Consider the following 18,637-nt stretch of genomic DNA (forward strand, 5'->3'; position numbering starts at 1 on the left):
TAATATCCTAAAGTTCCTAAGGAATGTTACAGTACGCTTTTTTTCCGCTACAGTGGAGTTTTCCGGTTTTAAAACTTAATGTTTCGCTCTTCACTGACGTCTTCTTTTACAGCAGGTTATTTAATCATGCATACCGTGACTATTTATTTAATAATATTTTCTTATCATAGTTAAGGAATATGTTATATTATGTTATGAGGACAATACTGTCTTTCTCTCACTTATGATACGGCTCATTATTAATAATTTTAAAACACCTGTATATCTGCTCCAAAAGAATTATACGCGTCAGCTGGTGCGGAAAGGTAAGATTTGAAAGGCACAGGTTATAATCGGCTTCCCTGACCAGCTTCCTGTCAAGACCAATAGACCCTCCGATTACGAAAGAAATGCTGCTTCTGCCCTTCAGCATCCACAACGACAAAAGCCTTGAAAACTGTATGGAATCGGGCTTTTCTCCCTTTAAATCAAGAACAACGGTAAAGGTATTTTTTAACAGTGCGTTTCTAATCCTTTCAGCTTCCTTCTTCAGAACCTGTTCTTTCTCCGCTTCACTCAATGTTTCGGGTACCTTTTCCTCCGCGACCTCGGTTATTGTAACTCTGCAGAAACGGGAAAGCCTTTTTACATATTCAGAAACAGCGTCCTTTAAGTATTTTTCTTTCAAATTCCCCACACAGACAATCTGTATCTGCAAAGCCAAATACCTTTCCTTTCAAGTTATACGCTGATTACTTCACTGACCCTGTCTCTCAGCGCGACTCCGAGATAAACATCCCTGCCCACAATTATGGACCGTTCCATAAGTGCGTTTTTAACCGTCTCAAAAGCAAGCTCAGGGATGTTGTTTTCCTTGCTTAAATGGCCCAGCAGGAATTTTTTCGTACCATTTGCTGCAAGGTGAGCCACAACCTGAGCGGCAACTTCATTGCAAAGATGGCCTTTATCTCCTAAAATCCGGCGTTTCAAAGGCCACGGATACCTTCCCAATTTAAGCATTTCAACATCATGGTTCGACTCAATCAATATCATGTCACTGCCTTCAAGGCATGAAAGAAGGGTTTCGTTCATATGCCCCATGTCAGTGGCTATTGTTACTTTTCTTCCGTTGCAAAAAAAATTAAAACCCACCGGTTCAGCCGCGTCATGAGGCGTATTAAAGGTATGTACTTCTATATCGCCTATGTTAAACACATCACCGGTTCTGAAAAAACGAATGCATTCGGCTTTTATCTCATCCGCCCTTATTATACAGGCCATTGCATTCCATGTATTTTGGTTTGCATAAATCGGAATGCCATATCTCCTGGCCAGGACCCCCGCTCCCATAATATGATCCATATGCTCATGGCTAATTAGTATAGCCTGTATGTTACGGATATTTTCTCCTATGGAACAAAGGGCGGTTTCTATTTTCTTTCCGCTTAAACCTGCATCAATGAGTATCTTTGTATTTTCACTTGAAACAAATACGGCATTGCCGCTGCTTCCACTATACAAACTTGCCAGCGTAATCATACAGTTGCTCCTTAAATATTTGATGGGTAAAGAAAAAAATTATTTAAAATGCTAAAAGGCTACTTTATCCTTTGTATGTCGGCTCCCAGTGATCTTAACTTTTCATCCAATCTTTCATATCCCCTGTCAATGTAATGAATATTCGAAATCACCGTTTCCCCGTGAGCCATCAAACCGGCAATCACCATTGCCGCCCCGGCCCTCAGATCCATTGCCCTGACCGGCGCGCCAGTCAGGCGTACAGGCCCTTCTATTACCGCGGTACGACCTTCAACTTTAATTTTCGCTCCCATTCTTTTCAATTCATCCACATACTGGAACCGGTTATCCCAGACTCCTTCGGTGATGATACTTGTACCTTCAGCGCGGCACAGCAGTGAAGTGACAGGTGGCTGAAGGTCGGTCGGGAATCCAGGATAAGGAAGTGTTTTTATATTGACTTTCTGAATTTTGTCACTTCCACGAACTCGGATACTGTCATCGTACACATCCACCGTTACATTCATTTCTTGCAGTTTTGCCGTCAGTGATTCCATATGTTTCGGAATAATGTTTTTCACCAAAACGTCTCCGTTTGTGGCTGCCGCTGCAATCATATAAGTACCGGCTTCTATCTGATCAGGAATTATTGTATACGTGTGCCCGCCTTTCAGATGCTTCTTTCCCCTTATCTTTATAACATCGGTGCCTGCACCTTTTATATCCGCGCCCATGGCATTTAAAAAGTTCGCGAGATCCACAATATGAGGCTCTTTTGCTGCGTTTTCTATTGTAGTTACGCCTTCGGCCTTCACAGCAGCAAGCATAATGTTTACCGTTGCTCCTACGCTTACAACGTCAAGATATACAGGCGCACCTACAAGCTTTTCGGCACTTATTATCACCTTTCCGTGCTCTATCTCAACTTTCGCCCCCAAAGCCTCGAATCCCTTTATATGCTGATCGATTGGTCTTACACCGAAATCACATCCGCCCGGAAAAGGAACAATTGCTTTTTTAAATCTTCCGAGAAGTGCTCCCATCAGGTAATATGAAGCACGAAGCTTGCCAATCTGACTGTTGTTTGCTACATAGGAATTAATATTTGACGTATCTATCTGAATTGAAGAATCATTTATCTGATTAATGCTGGCTCCCAACTCTTTCAATATTTCTTTTAAAATAGCTACGTCCAATATATCAGGAACATTTTCAATTGTACACTTTCCATCCGATAAAATTGTCGCAGGGAGTATTGCCACTGCAGCATTCTTTGCTCCACTGACACAAACTTCACCTTCAAGCCTTTTTTGGCCACAAATCACCAGTTTTTCCAAGAAACAACACCTGGCTTTCTAATCTTTTGTATAGGTTACATTAATAAGTTAATCACTAAAGAATATGTTACGCAAAAAATATTATAACATTATATATTCCTAAAGCTCAATCAGTATTTGCAAACATTCACTTATCTTCGCCATGTTGTCTTTTTTATGAAATTAACTTAAATTTATCCACTCTCCTGTAAAAGCGTTAAATAATACCGATTCACCCGTCGACAGCCTTACCCTCCAGACAGGCGTGTCGTATAATTCATCCTCCTGGGCAAGTATATAGCCTAAATCTATTAATTCAATCGTACCGTTGATTTTATCCTTGTTGGTCAATAAAACAATTTCCGCAGGTACTACATTTTCTTCTTTGTTCGCTTTTAAATCATAAAATATTCTGGTGCTTCCTTCAACCTCAATAAGAGCCTTGTTTTTTATCTTAAACGTTATCTTATTGTTAAAAACAGGCATCTTTTTATATAACTGAACATATTCGGCAATAATGGCGTCATCCTGCTGATATAAATTATCCAGAACAAATTTTTCTTTTGAAATTTTGTTTTTCCGAATCCAGTTTTTAAGGGCCTTATCCAGTTTTTTTCGGTTTTCAACCGGAAATATCTCACTGCCGGTGCTGTCGGTGAAAACAAATTTGTCATCATAAAATTTCAGCCGCTTTCCATTGGTATGATAATCTTTAGTCAGTATGTCTTCGCCGTCATCTTCTATTCCCATTAAGCTCAGGAGCATTTCTGTATATACATTTTTAGCTTTCTCAATAAAACTTATACGCTTAACGGGCTTATTACTGAACGGTATCGAACAGTCTATTACAATACCCGAGTCTGTCAGCGCTTTAAGAGCATTCGCCCTGTATGCACCCGACAGATCAAAATTCTTTTTTACGTTAATAATGTTTACAAATAAAAAAACATTAAGAAAGACCAGTAAGAAAATAATTATCGTCTTCGCTCTGGACCAATCCATTTTAATCTCCTTTTCCCTGCATTCTGAGGTAAGCTTCCTGGTTTTCGGTTTTTATGACCCAGTATGGTTCGGCCCTCATGCCGCTTTCAGTACAGATATATATTATTGATATATCGTATATTTCTGAACTGTTCTGTAAATCAGGATAATTTTCGATCATTTTGTTCTGGAAAATATCAAAAAAATACAGACTGTAAAAGTTATAATAGTCATTGTTTGAAAAGGTTTTTATATACCATTTTACATCAACTACGCGGTCGCCGTTGGCAACTATGGTTATGGCAGGCTTGACGGTCTGATCCGCCGGATCCAGAATTTTTACTTCCATTCCGTCCATGACATAGTCAAAAGTAAATACGTAATTCTCATTTTTTTCTTCCACGCTGCTTAATAATATATCCACACCCTCTATCAGTTTCCTTCTGTATTCAATAAAAGTTACAGCCTTTTCGAAGGCTTCGTTTACAGTACCTTTATCGCCGATGCTTTTATTTCTGTACTGATAATCCAGAAACCCGTTTTTATAATACCTCAAAACCTTTTCCGTGTCCGAAAAAATAATGCTTGAACCGTCTTCCCCGAATTTTTTCACCATTGAGCTCTTGTAAATATCACCTAAAAGGTAATCCTCTATTTTATCCACATTGTCACGGTTAAGAATTATCTTGTCAGGCGTCTTGACAAGTAAATCCCAAATCTTTTTTTCACTGTTCTTGTCAAGACTTACAATCAGGTCATCATTTTTCACGCTGGGATAAAAATAGATTAATCTGTTCATCGGAATAACGTTTTCATTCTGATAAATCGTTCGTATTGCTCTTATGTAGTCATCCTTTCTCATGTTTCCCGGTTCAATTTTAACCACAAATTTGTAGACATTATTTCCGTCATATACGTACAAAGTGTTTTCATTGTTATTAATGCTTTCGGTGGGGAAAATGGCAATTTTATAAATTTGTTTCAAATCTGTAGAAAACGTGGACTCCTTGTCCACTATCCAGCGAATGATATCAGAGTGTATCGGATTTTTGAACTCAACTACTATACACTTCATCTTAATTAATGAATACCAATCCTGTTCATAAGGGTTAATGCCCGCCGTCGGTTTAATATCCAAAATTTGCTTTAAATAACTCTGTTTAAAGTCATTCCATATGGCTTTAAAAAGTCCGTCGTTCGGGTCGAGTTTCCAGTACAGCCCTCCTGCACCGTCGGATACCATTATATTTTCAGGTTTTATATAGCTTTCTTTGACTCTGTCAATATCCACCGCAATTTCGCTGTACCAGAGTTTTTGGGATGAAAACAGAAAGGGAACTCCCGGATTTTTTTCAGTCCAAAGAATTCCCATTTGCAGCACCGACAATATTATAAGAAAAATCATCAGAAAGGTTTTTTTTAATTCAAGACTGGATGTTCGCATGCCAATTCCTCAAATTATTTTGAAAAAATATCACTGTTCAGCTGATTTACGGCATCGGACCATTTCTTTATAAGCGTGTTCCAGAAATTAAACTGGTTTATAACAATCTTGGCGTCATATATCTGAATATTGTCCAGGGTTAATTCCTTATAACTGTTTTTAAGAAATACTATTATCCTTATGTGGTTTGGATTATCCTCCCCCACGTTGGGAAGCTCCAAAGTAATCGGCTCAATCATTTTCATTCTGCACTGTGAAGGATCAATCTCTTCAGGAGGAATTAATTCTTCATAAGTATCGTCCTGTCTTATAAAAAACATCAGAATAATGGCATTTCCTTCCTCAGGCAGAACATTCTCCGATAAAACAGCGGAAAAGGAATAATCTTTGTTATTGTCCTTTGTATCGTTTTTTTCTGTAATATTAATATCTTTTATAAATTCGACGTCGGACTTGCTGTCGGCGTCAAAAAACAAAGAAGAATACATCTCAATAACTGCTTCATGGGAATATTCTTCCGGTATTCCCTGAGACTCTTCGGCAGCATAAATCGCATTGTTTACCGTATATCTGTAAAATATAAAATCTTCATCTTCATCCGCCATCGAAACAAGAGCCCCTGCAATCATAAAGGAAACAACCAAAAAAACGAAAGTCAACTTTTTAAGCATAAACAGCCCTCCAACACGGAGCCCATAAATTGTCCATTTATACCAAAACTATATTCTTATTTTTATTATATAACTAAAATTATTACAAATCCATTACCTCGCTTTTAAAATGCTATTACTTATATTACATAATTCAGCCGCAAACTGTTATCCAGGATATTTTTCAGTTTCATTCATCATTTTCCCCGTTTGTCTCCTCAGAAATTCCCGGAAGCGTTATTATTATCGCCGTTCCCTGGTTTACTTTGCTTTCCGCCTTAATGGTACCGCCATGAGCTTTCACTATTTCACTCGCTATCGACAAACCAAGGCCTGTCCCGCCCATTTGCCTTGAACGGGCTTTATCAACCCTGTAAAAACGTTCAAATATTCTGTCAAGATGCTCTTCAGGAATTCCAATACCGGTGTCCACAACCCGGATACACACGTTTTTGCCGGCCTTGCCCACATAAACGGTAATTGATCCGTTTTCAGGTGTATACTTTATTGCGTTTCCAATAACATTTACCAGCAATTGCTCAAGCCGATCTTCATCGCCGTTGATATCAGGAGCTTTTTCCTCTTCCACCACGCTTAATGTCTGTTTCTTTTCGTCAGCGGACATTTTCATTCTTGCCACAACACCGTTTACAAGGTCAATCGGTGAAATTCTTGTCAAATTGAGTTTAATACCGCTGTCGTGCTTGGACAGGAGCAACAAATCCTTTACCAGTCTGTCCATTCGGTTGGATTCAGAATAGATAACCTCCAGAAAGCTCCGTGCCGTTTCCCTGTCATCCAGCGCTCCGTCAAGCAGCGTTTCCGCATAGCTTTTAATTGACGTCAGCGGCGTTTTAAGTTCATGGGATACGTTCGCAACAAACTCCTTGCGCATATTGTCAAGTTTCATCTGTTCGGTATAATCCTGCAGAACGGTAATCAGCCCTTCCACGTTATTTTCCTTGTCGGTAAAGGATGCAAACTGAACTCTGAAAAATTTGTCCTTTATTCTCACGTTTTCGCTGATTTCCGAAAGATTTTCCCTTTTAAGCAGGTCGGACAGCTCATATTTAAGGCCAAGCCTATCCATAATTCCCGGAAAGGTGAGGGAACACTGTTCCATTTCAAGGACCGAGAGAGCGGCGGAATTAATATGAATTATAAACCCGTCCTTGTTGAAAGCTATAATGCCGTCGGTCATATAGTTAATTATCATTTCAAATTTGTTTTTCTCATTTGACAGCTCATTAAGCATATTCCTGAGCTGGGTTTCCATATAGTTAAAAGTACTGGTAAGTTTGCCTATTTCGTCGTCCGACTTAACTTCCAGAACCTGTCCGAAATCACCGGAAGTAATGTTCTCGGCTTTATGAATTATATCAATTATCGGCCGTGTAATGGTTTTTGAAAGCAAAATCCCTATGACAATGGTTACCGCCACGGCAATAAACATCCCCGACACAATAACCTGACTGAATTCGCTTATAATCGAAAGAGCCTGAGAACGATTGTATTTAAAAAACAAAATATAGTCTCCGTCAATTAATGGCTGTCGAATCACGTAATCATAAAAGTCGCCTTTGGATGACTTTGTAAGATATTTCCCTTTTCCTTCGCTTGCGCCTGCCATAACAGCCATTAAATTGCGGGATTTCATTATCTCATTCCGAAAACCGGTTTTATCCTCCTGATACCATATGTCGGAGGAATATACAATTTCATAAGTTCCGTCTTTTATAATGGTATAGCTTTTAAGACTGCTGATAAACTGGCTTAAAATAACGGGATCCTCCTGAAAACGATCAAGAAGTTCTCTACAGGTCATCTTTTCACTAATGTTAAGAGTGGCATAGTTGTCTGATATCGACTTTTTAAAATCATTGTAGAAAATATCGTCAACCTTGTAATTCAAAAAAACCCAAATCACCGACATTAAAACAAAGGTGATGGCTACGATTATAAACACAAGTCTCCACTGCAAACTTCCAGAAAACATTATTTCCCCCGGATTTTTAAAAATGAAAGGCCGGCAGTGTTAATTAACCAAAAACCGGTTTTAAGGCTGCAATTTTAAACGGCGGGATTGAAATAATAGCCAACACCACGCTTAGTAAGTATGTACTCAGGTTTACTGGGGATCTTTTCAAGCTTTTCCCTCAGCCTTCTTATCGTAACATCCACAGTCCGTACATCTCCGTAATATTCATATCCCCAGACTTTTTCAAGCAGATTCTCCCTTGTAAAAATCTGCCCTTTCTGCGACGCAAGGAACTTAACCAGTTCAAATTCCCTCAGTGTCAGTTCAATAACATCACTACCGCGCCTTACCTCATAACGATTCACATCAATCGTCAAATCTCCGCATACAATCACTTCATTTTGTGTTACCTGCTTATTGTCATCAGCCACACGACGTAAATTTGCCTTGACCCGCGCCATCAGCTCCCGCGGACTGAATGGTTTTGTTATGTAATCGTCCGCACCGAGTTCAAGGCCTAAAACCTTGTCCACTTCCTCTTCTCTTGCTGTCAGCATCAAAATCGGGGTATTCAGCGTCTGTCTTATTTTTTTACATACCGTAAATCCGTCATATTCGGGAAGCATAATATCAAGAAGAATTAAATCGGGCTTTTCACGCTCTACCATTTCCAAAGCCTGTTTTCCGTCATAGGCTTCAACGGTGTCAAACCCCTCTTTTTTGAGATTATATTTAAGTATATCCACAATATTTTTTTCATCGTCCACTATCAGAATTTTTCTTCTCATGGTATTACACCCACTTTTTTGTATTAATAGGAAAAATCAGCGTACTTTATATCACCATAATGACCGAAATCAGAGATTAATAAAACAAACCAATCATATTATATCAGATTTTAAATTAATTTGTAGTGTTTTATGCCATTTCCATAAAAAGGCGGCATAAGTACACCGGGTAAAAATTTACCCAGTGTACTATTCGTACCGAAGAGCTTCAATGGGATCAAGATCCGCTGCCTTTTTGGCGGGATAAACACCGAAAATCAAACCTAATACCACCGATATGGCAAAAGAATATATTATGGCCGGAACATCCACGGCCGGAGGAATTTTCACAAGGGATGAGAGCACATTACCGGCTATAACGCCAAGTATTATTCCTATAATTCCGGCAGTACTTGTCATAATGATGGATTCCAGCAAAAACTGCATGACTATGCTGCTTTTCTGTGCCCCCAAAGCCTTACGTATACCGATTTCCCGTATTCTTTCGGTAACCGATACAAGAAGAATGTTGATAATTCCTATACCGCCGACTATAAGGGTGATAACGGCAATAACAAGCAATACCGAAGTAATGACACCAACCACATCCGAAAACAGCCTTTGAACGTCTTCAACCGACTGAATATAATACAGATCCTCCTTACGCCGCGATCTTTCAAGTAATTCGGTTATATTTTTTGTAACACGCTCTTTATTTACATTCGGCTGCAGCGAGAATATAATTGAGTCAAGCATCTCCCTGCCTGTTAAAGACTGCAGCGTAGAAACAGGCATATAAACCACCGCCGGAATCTGATCGCTTGCCATGCTGCTGAGAATGTTGTCTTCAACTTTTAATACTCCGATTATCTTTACTTTTATATTGTACCGGTTTACTTTTAAATTTACCGTTTCGCCCACAATGTCGGTTTTGTTAAAATACCGTTTTGCAAAATTTTCATCCACAACAATGACTTTTGCCTTTGCCTTATCGTCAAAACTGCTTATAAACCTGCCCGCTGCAAAATCCAATACGGTAAAATTCTTGTACTGGGACGTTACGCCATTGATAAGAGCGGTCCTGGCATCCTTGCCTATTCTCAGCTCGCCTAACCCCTGCACCAGTGTGGTTATATTCTTTATTTCAGGAATATTATCCACAAGCAGGTCGATATCCTTCACCGTAAGCCATTCATCCTCGGATAAACTGGTTTCCTTGTAGTATATGTTGTATGTATTGGCACCAATTTTCTCAAACTGGCTTGCGATATAGTTTTCAGTCGCATTTCCCAGTGCCATGATTGCTATAACCGAAAAAACTCCCATTACAATTCCCAGCATTGTGAGAAAGGATCTCAACTTGTTTGCTTTCAAGCTGTCAAACGCCTGTTTAAACAATTCAATCCAAAGCATACCCTATTCCACAACCTTTACTCTGTCACCGTCTTTAAGACTGGGCTGAGGATCGACAACGACCATATCTCCCGGTTCCAGCCCGTCCATTATTTCAACCAGCATGTCGGAGTAAATTCCCAATGTGACATATTTCTGATGAACAGTCATATTGTCTTTGTCAATTAACATTACATACTGGTTCTTGTCCTTGTCCTCAAGGAAAATATTGAACTCGGCCACCGGTATGCCGCTTTTTTCATGGGTAATAATTTCACAGTCGACGTTCAGACCGGGTTTTAAAACGTCAAAACCTTCCTTTGGTTCAATTATAACTTCAATTACCGTCTGGGTTCCACTGGTGGACTGCACTTTCGTCGCAACAGGCGCGACCGAAATCACCTCTCCCGCAAGTTCCACATTTTCACCCAGTGCATCACCGGTAATCCTTACTTTTTGCCCGGGTAAAATATCTTTTGAGTTGTACTCATCTACCGTGGCAGATATTTCCAGGTTCTGACTGTCAATTATCGTGAAAGCGGGCTGCCCTGTGACGGTATAGCCACCCTCCGTCAGGTAAATCTCAGTTACATACCCCGTAATGGGAGATTTTTCAAGGCTTTTAATTTTACTCAGCTTTCTTTCAATTTCGGCAATCTGCCTGCTCAAAAGTTCTACATTTTTTACTTGAGCCTGAATGTCCAAATCATGGCTGCTGACGCTGGAATCATACGATTTTTCGGCAGATTCCAGGTTTATTTGCGCGTTGTCCAGAGCTGATTTGGCATCCTTCAAAGCCTGATCATACTGTTTCAGCTGCGCTTCTGAAATAACGCCGCTTTCATAAAGTTTCAGCTGCTTGTTATATTCCTCAAGAGCGGAATTATAAGCATCTTCGGCCCTTGTATAGGCATTTCTCGCAGATGCCAGATTTGTCTCAAGAGAAAGAAGGTTTTGTCCCGATTCAAGTTTTTTCAATGTAATGGACTGAATCTCCTTCTGTATTTTCAGCCTTTCCAACTCGTCGGTCAGTGTGGAAACATCCAGTTCCACCAGCCTGTCTCCTTCCTGGACAAGATCATATTTATCAACAAACACATTCAGAACCCTTAAAGGAGTGTCAAAAAATATCTGAGCTTTATTTACTTCCTTTACCTGACCCGGAGCCGACACATACGAAGAAATTGTGCCGGTTTCTATAGTAGTTGCCTTAACCGAAATTGCATTCTTTTTCGAAATCACCCCGGAAGACACAGTCAAATCGTTGTTTTTATTCAAGTTTAAAAAAATCATTAACGCAATTATTGCGATCACCAAAACAGTAATTGCTACAGTCTTCTTTTTCATATCGTCCATAGCCCCTTTTCAGCGAATGTTTTATAATGCTATTTATACAAACCTGCTACGTCGGCCGATAAAGTGAAAGAGCCTCCCAAAACAAGTGTAACGGCTATAAAAACGGCAGCCGAAATAATATAAGCCAACCGTTTTTGCACGCCACCCGTATAAGTAAAACCGATACCATACAGAACATATGTCCAGATATTGAAAACTTCAATCTGTGACGCTATGCCATAGACAAAATTACTTACGGTATCAGCATTCAGCAGCGATGCAAGGCTTGTTACCATTGTAAGCATATAATCACCGGTGAAATATATGTAAAGCGCGTTTAATACCCCTCCAACGGAAGGTATGATCATGATATAAGCCATCATTGAAAAATACTTTTTAAGCCCCTTTTCACATTTTGCCAGGCGGAATATCAGATATAAAATCAGTGTCAGTATAAGCCACTCAAACACAGAGGAAACAGGGCTCAAAAAAACATTTGCAATTGACATTCCCCTCGCAAGGTTTTCTATCTGGTCCATTGGAATCTGATTGCCGGTATTTTTCCCCATATTGTAAACTATATCCATGTACTGCCGGTAAAACTGATCCATCGTAAGTACCTGACCCAGTGCCCTAAGAATACAAACAACAATCAAAGGAAACAGCAGTGTCGGCCTTTTAGCCGTATAGGAAAAAAGCTTTTTCGGGCTGAACAGAAGACTGCCAAGCCTCTGAAATATGTTCATGCGTTCGGGTATGGCCTCTTCTATCGACTTACTTGTCTCAGCGTTCTCATACATGGCTGATACCTCCAATTCAATCACTGATATATAATGTTCTTTTCCACCATTGTTTTCAGGACACTTTCGGCATCCACAGGGTTTTTCACCGGTTCGTCGCTTATAATTTTTCCGTCTCTGAAAGTCACGACTCTTTTAGTATGCTGCGCTATATCGGGTTCATGGGTAACCAATACTATTGTAACGCCTTCGCGGTTGAGCTTCTGGAAAACACTCATGATTTCCTCACCAGATTTGCTGTCAAGGTTACCGGTAGGTTCATCCGCAAGGATGATACTTGGATTGTTTACGAGGGCACGGGCTATTGCAACCCTTTGACGCTGACCCCCCGAAAGTTCATTCGGCCGATGGTTCATTCTTTCAAGCAGGTCAACCTTCGCCAAGGCTTCAATTGCCCTTTCACGGCGTTTTTTAGCCGGTACTCCTGCATAAATCATCGGAAGCTCCACATTTTTCAGTGCAGTCATTCTCGGCAAAAGATTAAATGTCTGAAAAACAAATCCTATTTGGTGGTTTCTTATTTTCGCAAGCTCATAAGCAGACAGCTTTGATATATCAATATTATTCAAAGTATACATCCCTGATGTCATTCTATCAAGACAACCGATAATATTCATCAGTGTTGACTTTCCCGACCCCGAAGGCCCCATTATGGCCACAAACTCGCCTTCATCCACATGAAGATTTATGCCTTTTAATGCTTCAACCGATATTGAACCATTCCTGTATACCTTATACAGGTTTTCTATATGTATCATAAAGTCATCACCCATAAAATTAAATATGACCTTTCTGGGTCAAAAATTTCACAAACTGTCATTTCATATTACGAAAACAAAAGCCTTAAGTCTGATAAAAATCTTAACACGAAAAAAGCCTTGCGGCAGATAACCACAAGGCTTTCATAAAATTCCGGCAACGACCTACTTTCCCAGGGCGTTTCCACCCAAGTATCATCGGCACTGGAGAGCTTAACTTCTGTGTTCGGAATGGGAACAGGTGTTTCCTCTCCGTCATTGTCACCGGAAATTTTTAATTTTTAAGGTACATATAAGTACCCTCAAAACTGTATAATGCCTACCGCCGGCTTCCTCGGAAAGCCTTCTTTGGTCAAGCCCTCGACCTATTAGTACCAGTCAGCTCAGTGCATCGCTGCACTTACACCCCTGGCCTATCTACCATGTAGTCTACATGGGGTCTTACCCTTTCGGTGGGATATCTCATCTTAGGGGGGGCTTCACGCTTAGATGCCTTCAGCGTTTATCCCTTCCGAACTTGGCTACCCAGCTGTGCCACTGGCGTGACAACTGGTGCACCAGAGGTTCGTCCATCCCGGTCCTCTCGTACTAGGGACAGCTCCCTTCAAATATCCTACGCCCGCGACAGATAGGGACCGAACTGTCTCACGACGTTCTGAACCCAGCTCGCGTACCGCTTTAATCGGCGAACAGCCGAACCCTTGGAACCGAATTCAGCTCCAGGATGCGATGAGCCGACATCGAGGTGCCAAACCTCCCCGTCGATGTGGACTCTTGGGGGAGATAAGCCTGTTATCCCCAGGGTAGCTTTTATCCGTTGAGCGACGGCAAGTTCCACTCTCTACCGCCGGATCACTAAGCCCCACTTTCGTGCCTGCTCGACACGTCTGTCTCACAGTCAGGCTACCTTATGCCTTTACACTCTTCGCACGATTTCCAACCGTGCTGAGGTAACCTTTGGGCGCCTCCGTTACCCTTTGGGAGGCGACCGCCCCAGTCAAACTGCCCACCTGACAGTGTCCCAATACCAGTTTCATGGTATCTGGTTAGTACTTCAATATCTCAAGAGAGGTATCCCACCGTCGGCTCCACCAGAACTGGCGTCCCGGCTTCTCAGCCTCCCTCCTATCCTGTACATGAGATATCGAAATACAGTATCAGGCTACAGTAAAGCTCCATGGGGTCTTTCCGTCTAGTCGCGGGTAACTCGCATCTTCACGAGTACTACAATTTCACCGGGCGCGTTGTCGAGACAGTGCCCAAGTCATTACGCCATTCGTGCGGGTCGGAACTTACCCGACAAGGAATTTCGCTACCTTAGGACCGTTATAGTTACGGCCGCCGTTTACTGGGGCTTAAGTTCACCGCTTCGCGTTTCCGCTAACGGTTCCCCGTAACCTTCCAGCACCGGGCAGGCGTCAGCCCCTATACCTCATCTTTCGATTTGGCAGAGACCTGTGTTTTTGGTAAACAGTTGCTTGGGCCATTTCTCTGCGGCTCTCCGGCTTTCACCTTCGAGCACCCCTTCTCGCGAACTTACGGGGTCAATTTGCCGAGTTCCTTAACAACGCTTCTCCCGCTCGCCTTAGGATTCTCTCCTCGTCTACCTGTGTCGGTTTGCGGTACGGGCACCTTTACCCTCGATAGAGGCTTTTCTTGTCAGTGCAGAGTCGAGTGCTTCGGTACTTTATTTTCCCTCCCCTTCAGGGCTTCGGAACGTCCGGCGGATTTGCCTACCGGACTACCTATTCCCTTTGGACGAGCTATTCCATCAGCTCGCTCACTCTATCTCCCTGCGTCACCCCTTCTCTCAATCGGGTAACGGTGGTACAGGAATTTCAACCTGTTGTCCATCGCCTACGCCTTCCGGCCTCGGCTTAGGTCCCGACTTACCCTGGGCGGACGAGCCTTCCCCAGGAAACCTTAGACTTTCGGCGGTTAAGATTCTCACTTCACTTTCGCTACTCATTCCGGCATTCTCACTACTGTACGGTCCACATGTCCTTTCGGTCATGCTTCTGCCCGTACACTACGCTCCCCTACCACCCATCTCTGGATCCGCAACTTCGGTACACAGCTTAGCCCCGTTAAATTTTCGGCGCAGGCTCACTCGACTAGTGAGCTGTTACGCACTCTTTGAATGAATGGCTGCTTCTAAGCCAACATCCTAGTTGTCTTAGCAAGCCCACATCCTTTCCCACTTAGCTGTGATTTTGGGACCTTAGTCGGCGGTCTGGGCTGTTCCCCTCTCGACTATGAAGCTTATCCCCCATAGTCTGACTCCCAGGCATCGTCTATTCGGCATTCAGAGTTTGATAGGATTCGGTAACCCGGTAAGGCCCCTAGTCCAGTCAGTGCTTTACCTCCGATAGACTAACCTGAGGCTAGCCCTAAAGCTATTTCGGGGAGAACCAGCTATCTCCGGGTTCGATTGGAATTTCACCGCTACCCACAACTCATCCCATGACTTTTCAACGTCAGTGGGTTCGGTCCTCCACGAGACTTTACTCCCGCTTCAACCTGGTCATGGGTAGGTCACCCGGTTTCGGGTCTACACCGCAAGACTATACGCCCTATTCGGACTCGGTTTCCCTTCGGCTCCGTACCTTAAGGTACTTAACCTCGCCTTGCAATGTAACTCGCCGGACCGTTCTACAAAAAGTACGCCGTCGAGCTTTAACGCTCTCCGACTGCTTGTAAACACAGGGTTTCAGGTTCTCTTTCACTCCCCTCCCGGGGTTCTTTTCACCTTTCCCTCACGGTACTCCTCCACTATCGGTCACCAGGTAGTATTTAGGCTTGGAGGGTGGTCCCCCCTGCTTCCCACAAGGTTCCTCGTGCCTCGTGGTACTCCGGATCCTGGCCTGTCGCTTCGCATTTCGCATACGGGACTGTTACCCTCTACGGTCTCGGCTTTCCAGCCGCTCATTCTGCTATGCTCCGCGATCATTATGCCAGTCCACAACCCCGCATGAGTTACCTCATACGGTTTGGCCTCCTCCGCTTTCGCTCGCCACTACTCGCGGAATCTCGGTTGATTTCTTTTCCTGCAGGTACTTAGATGTTTCAGTTCCCTGCGTCTCCCCTCCGTACACTATGTATTCATGTACGGATACCTGAGCATTTACCTCAGGTGGGTTCCCCCATTCGGACATCTGCGGGTCAACGGCTGTTTGCGCCTCACCGCAGCTTTTCGCAGCTTACCACGTCCTTCATCGGCTCCTGGTGCCTAGGCATCCACCCTGTGCTCTTAGTAGCTTGACCTCTTCGGCCTTCTCTTCAGGGTTGTCTAATCAACCCCCAAGTGAGCGGTCTTCCCTAAGAAATTGTAACTCGCTTCCGTAACTTCACCTTCTCAGGCTCCGTTACCTCCGCTCGTTACCACCAGCTTCAGCATTATACAGTTTTCAAGGTACTTAATATCTATTGGTTACAAATACCAGGTTCCCGTTACTGTTATACCATTGAAGTTTTGATTTGGTCCCTGGTCTTTGTAATAAATTTCGGATATGGTGGGCTCAAATGGAATCGAACCATCGACCTCACGCTTATCAGGCGTGCGCTCTAACCGTCTGAGCTATGAGCCCATTATTTATCCAATCGCGGATATAAATTATATCATCTTTATCTTATGTTGTCAATATATAATACCCGCTAAAACCAATGTCCAAACACTTTTATACCGGACACTGGAAATTAAACAGTGCATTGACGAACCCGACCGACCTGGATTGGCTTTACTGCTTTTAGCAGTAAGCCTGTCCCCTTAGAAAGGAGGTGATCCAGCCGCACCTTCCGATACGGCTACCTTGTTACGACTTCACCCCAATCACTGACCCCACCTTCGACGGCGCCCCCCTCTCGGTTAGGCTACCGGCTTCGGGTGTTGCCAGCTCTCATGGTGTGACGGGCGGTGTGTACAAGGCCCGGGAACGTATTCACGGCAGTATGCTGACCTGCCATTACTAGCAATTCCGGCTTCATGCAGGCGAGTTGCAGCCTGCAATCCGAACTGGGACGACCTTTCGGGATTTGCTCCTCCTCGCGGATTTGCTTCCCTCTGTAGTCGCCATTGTAGCACGTGTGTAGCCCAGGACATAAGGGGCATGATGATTTGACGTCATCCCCACCTTCCTCCGACTTCTCGCCGGCAGTCTCGTTAGAGTGCCCATCTTACTGCTGGCAACTAACGACAAGGGTTGCGCTCGTTGCGGGACTTAACCCAACATCTCACGACACGAGCTGACGACAACCATGCACCACCTGTCTCCCCTGCTCCTTGCGGAGAAGATGTATCTCTACATCCGTCAGGGGGATGTCAAGCCCTGGTAAGGTTCTTCGCGTTGCTTCGAATTAAACCACATGCTCCACTGCTTGTGCGGGCCCCCGTCAATTCCTTTGAGTTTCAGCCTTGCGGCCGTACTCCCCAGGTGGGATACTTATTGTGTTAACTACGGCACAGAAGGGGTCGATACCTCCTACACCTAGTATCCATCGTTTACAGCGTGGACTACCAGGGTATCTAATCCTGTTTGCTCCCCACGCTTTCGCGCCTCAGCGTCAGTTACCGTCCAGAAAGCCGCCTTCGCCACTGGTGTTCCTCCCAATATCTACGCATTTCACCGCTACACTGGGAATTCCGCTTTCCTCTCCGGCACTCAAGAGCACCAGTTTCAGATGCACCCCCGAGGTTAAGCCCCGGTATTTCACACCTGACTTGGCACCCCGCCTACACGCCCTTTACACCCAGTAATTCCGGACAACGCTCGCCACCTACGTATTACCGCGGCTGCTGGCACGTAGTTAGCCGTGGCTTGTTCTTCGGGTACCGTCATCTTCGTCCCCGATCAAAGGAGTTTACAACCCAAAGGCCTTCTTCCTCCACGCGGCGTCGCTGCGTCAGGGTTTCCCCCATTGCGCAATATTCCCCACTGCTGCCTCCCGTAGGAGTCTGGGCCGTGTCTCAGTCCCAATGCGGCCGGCCAACCTCTCAGTCCGGCTACCGATCGTCGCCTTGGTAGGCCGTTACCCTACCAACTAGCTAATCGGACGCGAGCCCATCCTATGCCGCCTCAGCTTTTACCACTGTGACATGCGTCACTGTGGTCTTATGCGGTATTAGCACCGGTTTCCCGGTGTTATCCCCCAGCATAGGGCAGGTTGCTCACGCGTTACTCGCCCGTCCGCCACTCTCACCATGCCACTTCGGTCCAAAGACCTCCGTAACACGGATCCCGTTCGACTTGCATGTGTTAGGCACGCCGCCAGCGTTCGTCCTGAGCCAGGATCAAACCCTCAAATTAAACTTCTTACCGTCTAATCCGATGGTTTCCCTCTAGCTCTGTTACACAGAGTCTCAAAGTTCTTAACGGATTCGTCTTGCACTGTTCAATTTTCAATGTCCGGTTCCAACTACCCGTCGGCTCTGCCACTTCCGCTGTCCTTGCCTTCGCCGTCTTCCCCGTGGCGGATTCTTAGTTTATCACGTCTCTTATCTTTTGTCAAGTGCTTTATGTTAACTTTTCGTGATATTCTTCGCTTCCGCCGCCTCAGCAACGGGATTTTTAATTTAACATATCCTTTATGTTTTGTCAAGCCTTTATGTTTACCATTTTCTGTCTCTTGCGAATACGCTAAATTGTCTTTCCTTTAATGTATTTCGTTTTCAATCCCGCTGCTCCGCTTTTCGTCAGCGACAGCTTTTTCATCTTACCACTTG

General features: G+C 43.6%; 12 protein-coding genes, 1 tRNA gene and 3 rRNA genes. All 16 read right to left on the reverse strand.

Annotated elements, in window-relative coordinates:
• Positions 1 to 217: 217 nt before the first annotated feature.
• Positions 218 to 703, reverse strand: a complete 486-nt coding sequence (gene rlmH, locus CST_RS12925; RefSeq protein WP_015360375.1) for a 23S rRNA (pseudouridine(1915)-N(3))-methyltransferase RlmH — start codon at positions 701 to 703, stop codon at positions 218 to 220.
• 17 nt (positions 704 to 720) lie between these two features.
• The gene (locus tag CST_RS12930; RefSeq protein WP_015360376.1) at positions 721 to 1,518 is read right to left on the reverse strand and encodes an MBL fold metallo-hydrolase; all 798 of its coding nucleotides are present in this window, start codon (positions 1,516 to 1,518) and stop codon (positions 721 to 723) included.
• Positions 1,519 to 1,577: 59 nt separating this feature from the next.
• Complete coding sequence (locus CST_RS12935; protein ID WP_015360377.1) at positions 1,578 to 2,834, reverse strand: UDP-N-acetylglucosamine 1-carboxyvinyltransferase; 1,257 nt, start codon at positions 2,832 to 2,834, stop codon at positions 1,578 to 1,580.
• 162 nt (positions 2,835 to 2,996) lie between these two features.
• A complete protein-coding gene (locus CST_RS12940) occupies positions 2,997 to 3,815 on the reverse strand; it encodes a two-component system regulatory protein YycI (RefSeq protein ID WP_015485191.1) in 819 nt (272 codons plus the stop codon).
• Position 3,816: 1 nt separating this feature from the next.
• A complete protein-coding gene (locus tag CST_RS12945; protein ID WP_015360379.1) occupies positions 3,817 to 5,238 on the reverse strand; it encodes a hypothetical protein in 1,422 nt (473 codons plus the stop codon).
• A gap of 14 nt (positions 5,239 to 5,252) precedes the next feature.
• Positions 5,253 to 5,909 (reverse strand): hypothetical protein, encoded by a 657-nt coding sequence (locus CST_RS12950; protein WP_015360380.1) that lies wholly within the window; start codon positions 5,907 to 5,909, stop codon positions 5,253 to 5,255.
• A 169-nt stretch (positions 5,910 to 6,078) separates the two neighbouring features.
• Complete coding sequence (locus tag CST_RS12955) at positions 6,079 to 7,884, reverse strand: sensor histidine kinase (protein WP_015360381.1); 1,806 nt, start codon at positions 7,882 to 7,884, stop codon at positions 6,079 to 6,081.
• Between the two features lie 74 nt (positions 7,885 to 7,958).
• Positions 7,959 to 8,654, reverse strand: a complete 696-nt coding sequence (yycF, locus tag CST_RS12960) for a response regulator YycF (protein WP_015360382.1) — start codon at positions 8,652 to 8,654, stop codon at positions 7,959 to 7,961.
• 189 nt (positions 8,655 to 8,843) lie between these two features.
• The gene (locus CST_RS12965) at positions 8,844 to 10,046 is read right to left on the reverse strand and encodes an ABC transporter permease (protein ID WP_015360383.1); all 1,203 of its coding nucleotides are present in this window, start codon (positions 10,044 to 10,046) and stop codon (positions 8,844 to 8,846) included.
• Positions 10,047 to 10,049: 3 nt separating this feature from the next.
• A complete protein-coding gene (locus CST_RS12970) occupies positions 10,050 to 11,372 on the reverse strand; it encodes an efflux RND transporter periplasmic adaptor subunit (RefSeq protein WP_015360384.1) in 1,323 nt (440 codons plus the stop codon).
• 38 nt (positions 11,373 to 11,410) lie between these two features.
• Positions 11,411 to 12,184 carry a YknW family membrane protein gene (gene yknW / locus CST_RS12975; RefSeq protein ID WP_242823564.1) on the reverse strand — a complete coding sequence of 258 codons (774 nt, stop codon included), beginning with the start codon at positions 12,182 to 12,184 and terminating at the stop codon, positions 11,411 to 11,413.
• Positions 12,181 to 12,918, reverse strand: coding sequence for an ABC transporter ATP-binding protein (locus CST_RS12980; protein ID WP_015360386.1), 738 nt, complete (start codon positions 12,916 to 12,918; stop codon positions 12,181 to 12,183). The genes yknW and CST_RS12980 overlap by 4 nt, the downstream gene beginning before the upstream one ends.
• Before the next feature lie 152 nt (positions 12,919 to 13,070).
• Positions 13,071 to 13,187 (reverse strand): 5S ribosomal RNA (rrf, locus tag CST_RS12985).
• Between the two features lie 79 nt (positions 13,188 to 13,266).
• Positions 13,267 to 16,182: ribosomal RNA gene (locus CST_RS12990) — 23S ribosomal RNA — on the reverse strand.
• A gap of 246 nt (positions 16,183 to 16,428) precedes the next feature.
• Positions 16,429 to 16,505 (reverse strand) — tRNA-Ile (locus CST_RS12995).
• A 183-nt stretch (positions 16,506 to 16,688) separates the two neighbouring features.
• A 16S ribosomal RNA gene (locus CST_RS13000) occupies positions 16,689 to 18,221 on the reverse strand.
• The 16S, 23S and 5S rRNA genes sit together here with 1 tRNA gene alongside, the layout of an rRNA operon.
• Positions 18,222 to 18,637: the final 416 nt, after the last annotated feature.

The sequence above is a fragment of the Thermoclostridium stercorarium subsp. stercorarium DSM 8532 genome (assembly GCF_000331995.1).
Lineage (GTDB): Bacteria > Bacillota > Clostridia > DSM-8532 > DSM-8532 > Thermoclostridium > Thermoclostridium stercorarium.

Excerpts from the sequence above, each read along its gene's own strand:
- CST_RS12980 (WP_015360386.1), bottom strand. The coding sequence starts at position 12,918 with ATGATACATATAGAAAACCTGTATAAGGTATACAGGAATGGTTCAATA.
- CST_RS12945 (WP_015360379.1), bottom strand. The coding sequence starts at position 5,238 with ATGCGAACATCCAGTCTTGAATTAAAAAAAACCTTTCTGATGATTTTT.
- CST_RS12950 (WP_015360380.1), bottom strand. The coding sequence starts at position 5,909 with ATGCTTAAAAAGTTGACTTTCGTTTTTTTGGTTGTTTCCTTTATGATT.
- yycF (WP_015360382.1), bottom strand. The coding sequence starts at position 8,654 with ATGAGAAGAAAAATTCTGATAGTGGACGATGAAAAAAATATTGTGGAT.
- CST_RS12955 (WP_015360381.1), bottom strand. The coding sequence starts at position 7,884 with ATGTTTTCTGGAAGTTTGCAGTGGAGACTTGTGTTTATAATCGTAGCC.
- CST_RS12940 (WP_015485191.1), bottom strand. The coding sequence starts at position 3,815 with ATGGATTGGTCCAGAGCGAAGACGATAATTATTTTCTTACTGGTCTTT.
- CST_RS12930 (WP_015360376.1), bottom strand. The coding sequence starts at position 1,518 with ATGATTACGCTGGCAAGTTTGTATAGTGGAAGCAGCGGCAATGCCGTA.
- CST_RS12970 (WP_015360384.1), bottom strand. The coding sequence starts at position 11,372 with ATGAAAAAGAAGACTGTAGCAATTACTGTTTTGGTGATCGCAATAATT.
- CST_RS12965 (WP_015360383.1), bottom strand. The coding sequence starts at position 10,046 with ATGCTTTGGATTGAATTGTTTAAACAGGCGTTTGACAGCTTGAAAGCA.